We start from the raw sequence: 5,106 nt of genomic DNA, 5'->3' as shown, positions 1-5,106 counted from the left end.
GGCTTCCTGCTGGAGGAGGAATTTGCACTTATATGTCGAATTTAACGTATTTATGGGAGGGGATACTATGGACAATTATAGTCTTAATTTATTGAAGAGACAGGTTTTAAAAGAAACTGGAGATAACGTCGCTATATTTATTGACTATGATAATATCTATCATGGATTGAAAGATTATGCGTTGGATGTGCACAAGGATTGTAATATTATTGATTTATTATGGGATATTTATGGAAGGAATAGAGTAAGGACAATAAAAGCATATGCCGATTTTGATCAGATCGACATTACACTACGAGATTTACAACAAAACAGAGTTCAAATTAGGCAAGTGTACGGAAATGGCAGAGGGGAAAAAAACCGTAAGAATGCCTCAGATATCGAATTATCAATTGATGCAGTTGAATGCTATTATAAGAACTCGGATATTGATACATATGTATTTGTTACTGCTGATAGTGACATGATTCCAATTATGAGTAGAACAATGTTTAATGGTAATAAGGTTCACTTATACTACATGAGCACTAATGTTTCCCAATATCAGGACATTACTGATTATGCTCATATATCTCAAGATTTTATTAAATTATTCAAGATAAACATTGAACGAGCAAAGCCTCATTTCTGGCTCAATAATGCAAAAGATATGATAACTAAGTGGTATGCTGATTCTAGAAACAGGGACAAGTTGTACGGTCCTTCTTGGTTGAACGAAGGGCTTAGGGAATCATTTGGAATGTCATATAAGCTTGCTTCCGGCACGATTCAATATATGGAGGATACAAAGCTTATAGAAAAAATAAAACATACTGTAAAAGGAAACACAATTGAGGGATATATTCTTACGGCGGATAAGCACAAATACAGTCCAGTCAAAGCAGGAGCGGTGTAAATCACCCTATTGACAAACGAGTGGTTTACGGGGTAAAATTAGAGCAAATTTAATGATTCGACTTATTTTATTTTCGCGTTTTTTATTGTTTCGTTATTTTGTGATTCGTTTTTTTATTGGAAAAGACCCTAGATAGGGTCTTTTCGCTTTTTATGTGGGTTAATCCCTCTCGGGCAATCCAGTTAATACTAATGGCTTCATTTCCGCTATTTGCGTTTGTTCAGTTTCTTCTCGCTCCCCATCGGGTAACAGGTGCTTGATCGCATCGAACTTGAATAACATGCCGTAAATCCTTCTACGCTTGTGTTCATCAACGGAGGGATAACGATGGTTGTCAAGGTCGCTAGTTTCAAGATATTTCGCCGTCACCAATAGTTGCCTAGCCGGAATGCTCTTTTTGTGTTCTGTTCCCTTGAGAACTTCCTCCAGCACGCTGTTGGTAATAATGAGCGCCTCGCCTTTCTTGTAGCACACATCCACTCCATCTAGAAGATCGAAAGGATCAGGCTTCTTGAAGTTCAATAATATGCAGCCCTTTCCGTTTGGTTCCCGTTGACCGATCTTCTCCCAAACCTTCTCAATGATGCGCTCCATAATACCGTCCGCAACGCTTACCCGCTTTGTTCCGGCTTTCATCGAAGTTTTCAGCAGAGAAACAGCCGCATTGATATTGACGCTTGTTCCGAACAACTGATTGAACTGTTCCAAGCAGTAGATCAAGATTGTTGCCTTCGTGGTAAGTCTGCCGTAAAGCTTGTCCGATCCTTCGGTGCGAAAATGTGAGGCAAGCTCCCGCAACCGCTGTTGAATCTGTGTGACATCAAGCTTGGCAATGTGACGAATCCAATCTTCTGCAAAGTGTCCTCCGTTGACCTCTGCTCGGGCTTTCAAGTCTTCAACATCAGTTTCCGAATAGTGCGCCGGGAACGGTGGATGATTGACCTTAAACAAGCGCCCGTGTATACCAGCAGAATCATGCGGAGCCTTTGCCGCAATCGAAATTTCCCCGTTGAAGAAGATAGTTCCCCGATAACGGTCAACAGTTGAATCATTAGAATCCCAATCCCCGTTGCTCGTCTTGATCGACTTGTCACCTTCTTTACCGTTGAGCAGATGATGCGGTACGCCGCTTAACTCATCAGATATACCATGAGAATCATCCAGAATGACTGGTAGATGGTTGAGTGCACCGACCTTCTTCCAGATACCAGCAAGGCGGGCTTTTGACCACGTGCTTTTCACGGACTTGCCCAACCCGTAGACTAGACTGATGACCAGCACTTGCATAGCCGTTTTTCCCGTTGTCGTTTCGCCGAACAGATCTATACCTATATTCTCGTCCAGAATACCCTCTAGCTTCGGAACAAGCGGACTGGCTAAACAACCCGCCAGCATGACTGCAAACACAGGGTTGTCTTTTAGCTCTTGAATCAGTTGGAACGCTGCCTCTTGAGCCCCTTTCGGCAAATGCTTTGCTTGCTTCTTTATGGAGTGGATGGTTGTTCCCCGGTGTCCGGTAAAAACAAGATTATCGCCCTTGTCTTTGGTTGTGAACGGGAAGAACAATCCTTCCTCTGTCCAGCCACAACGAGAAACTGCTTCTGTAATGGGTAGATCACTTAAGCCATCGTTATGGTTTATCAACATTGTCATAAACTCTGCGACTGACTTTCGGTATAAATCACCAAGTACTATAACGCCAGCACCGTCTAACGTTCCGATATTCCGTTCTGCCGTAAGCTTCCCAAGCGCAACTGGGTAAGGGTGTTTCTGCCACTTCTTTTTCTGCTCGTTCCACTTAATGAGCATGACCAGTTTATCTGTGCCTGTATCATTCGAATCATCCACAAGCTGATACGGTAAGACAACCGCTGGATAAACAAGCTGGTGCATCGGAAAGCCTTCCTTAAACTTGACGGCGTAGATGCCATGTTGTTGTGATAGTTCATATCCCGGTGGAATCAATAGATCATGGGGGGCAGGGCAATCTACAAGTTCAAATGCGCTAACGTATTTCGGGCTATCGTACAGCTTCTTCTTTGGATGTTCGTATTGTTCCAGCTTATCCTTCTTAAATGTCAGTTTGTCCGAAGGTTTAAGAAGTCCCTGCTTTATCCGCTCGTCAGCATATACATCGAGAAGACGGCTGATCTGTGCAATACTATCGGCACAATAGATTTCACGTGTGATCCGCTGCTCTTCGGTAACCAGTTGTTCCAAGCTGTACTTGCATAGTTGTTGCTGAAGTCCCTCGACTGATAGGAAGTCAACCGGCTCAAGTTCTATAGGCTCGTTAAGTATGTCTTCTACTGACATTTGTCCTCCTCGCTTTCTTTCGCGATTGTCTCCAACGGATTGTTTCCCATCGGGCGCTGTTGTAAAATGACGGTATAAAACATTTAGGTTGCTTTTGGTCTGCGAGAGATACGCTGAATTCGCGGTTCGACATGTCTCTCTGTGGCTGTCTATGACTTATCCATTGCTGCCGCCTCCTTTTGGGAGCGCTTGACTGGCTAAACGGCTCCCATTGTATACCCTAATTTTCTGACATGACTAGACCGCTTGGCAATGAGGCCAGGAAGCCTGCCGTCGCCAGGGCTCATGTCGATCTGCCTGTTTTAAGCCCGTTGGAACAAGGCCTCTGGGCACTCGAAAACGGTGTTTCCATCCCCTTCATCCCCGACTCATACCAACGACGGCAAATGCCTGTTTAGCCATCGGCACATTATATCCGCATCGTCGTGACACCCGCAAACGATTCCGACAAGCGCCCGCTCCGTACTCCGTAGCACTTATCAATATTAGACCTTTGTTGACCAATAATTGACGGACTGGATTATTGCGTGTTTTACTGGTTTTAGGGGTAGACCGTTTGGGTCGGGATACCCTTGCAAGACAGGGTAGCCGCTTGGGTTTGAACTCAGCCACAACCTGTGAATGCGGCAAACATCGTAACGGAAAAACAGGGGTTGTCTAGCTTTGACCCAAACGGTTGTTGGTAACCGCTTAGGTGAGCCAACAAGAACCGTAGCCAAAAGATATGAGCCTTTTCGCTTTTCACGAAGCGGAAGGCTCTTTTTTGCGGCCAAATTTGAGGATACGTAGGAGGTAGAAAGATGAGAGGTTGTGTATCAAAGCGCGGTAACAAGTGGTCGTGGGTGGTTGAAATGGGCAAGAACAGCGAAGGCAAGCGTCGTCAGAAGAGCAAAGGAGGCTATGAATCTAAAGCCGATGCGGAGAAGGCGCTCCAGAAGGTTCTCCATGAACTAAACACGGATACTTATATTGAGCCGACGAAAGATGACGTAGCAACGTTCTTCACCTCGTGGCTGGCGCAGAAGCAAATGAATATTCGCCCCGGTACATATAAAACATATCGGTGGCTGGTCAACTATCATATCATCCCACAGCTTGGTCAGATCAAGATGGTTAGCCTGTCTCCGCAGCATTTAGTGAGTATGTATGAGCGGCTTGGAAGCGGCGAAAAGCGATTGTCTCCGCAAACGATCAACCACGTTCATAAGGTCTTGCACGATGCGCTCGAAACGGCTGTGAAATGGGAGCTTTTAGTCAAGAATGTTGCTCGACTGGTTAAGCCTCCGCAGATACCCAAGAGTGAGACGAAGACTTGGACGGATGAGGAATTAATGCAGTTTTTGGAGTTTACGAAGAACAGCCGATATCACATCATCTTTTTGCTAGCAGCGACAACAGGTATGCGGCGCGGCGAGGTCCTTGGAGTGAAGTGGGAGGACATAGACCTGACAACTGGGAAGCTATCGGTGCGGCGGTCATACACTCGCGGTGTTGTCGGTCATATCATGCAGGAACCGAAGACGGCGGCTGGTATCCGAACAATCGTTTTGCCGCAGCAAACCATAGATGCGCTCAAGAAGCATCGCCTTGTGCTGGAAGAAGACCGGAAGAAGGCAGAAAAGAACGCGACTGAGTACAACAATCACGGTTTGGTTGTGCAGACGAGAAACGGATTCCCGGTCAGCCCGTACTTCTTGGAAGCGCGTTGGTTGGACCTGTTGCGGAAGTCTGGTTTGCCCAAGATCAGGCTGCACGATCTCCGGCACACGCACGCAAGCTTGTTGCTCAAGGCGGGGATACACCCGAAAGCCGTCTCGGAGCGATTAGGTCATTCCAGTATCATGATAACGTTAGATCGCTATTCGCACCTGTTTCCAACGCTTCAACAGGAAGCT

The 5,106-nt window shown here is 45.8% G+C and carries 3 protein-coding genes; 2 read left to right on the top strand and 1 reads right to left on the bottom strand.

The annotated features are described in order from the left end of the window. Positions 1–895: NYN domain-containing protein (locus L6H65_RS26250; protein ID WP_236347680.1), on the top strand; the 895-nt coding region annotated here is incomplete at its 5' end. 159 nt (positions 896–1,054) lie between these two features. On the opposite strand, the gene L6H65_RS26245 is transcribed toward L6H65_RS26250, so the two are convergent. Further along, positions 1,055–3,211 carry a DUF927 domain-containing protein gene (locus L6H65_RS26245; protein WP_236347678.1) on the bottom strand — a complete coding sequence of 719 codons (2,157 nt, stop codon included), beginning with the start codon at positions 3,209–3,211 and terminating at the stop codon, positions 1,055–1,057. 800 nt (positions 3,212–4,011) lie between these two features. On the opposite strand from L6H65_RS26245, the gene L6H65_RS26240 reads away from it, so the two are divergent. After that, on the top strand, positions 4,012–5,106 hold a 1,095-nt coding region (locus tag L6H65_RS26240; protein ID WP_236347674.1), incomplete at its 3' end, for a site-specific integrase.

Source organism: Paenibacillus plantiphilus, assembly GCF_927798095.1.
Classification (GTDB): domain Bacteria; phylum Bacillota; class Bacilli; order Paenibacillales; family Paenibacillaceae; genus Paenibacillus_Z; species Paenibacillus_Z plantiphilus.
Note: the sequence above shows the minus strand (reverse complement) of the source record. Positions and strands in the feature narration are given on the sequence as shown.

Excerpts from the sequence above, each read along its gene's own strand:
- L6H65_RS26245 (WP_236347678.1), bottom strand. The coding sequence starts at position 3,211 with ATGTCAGTAGAAGACATACTTAACGAGCCTATAGAACTTGAGCCGGTT.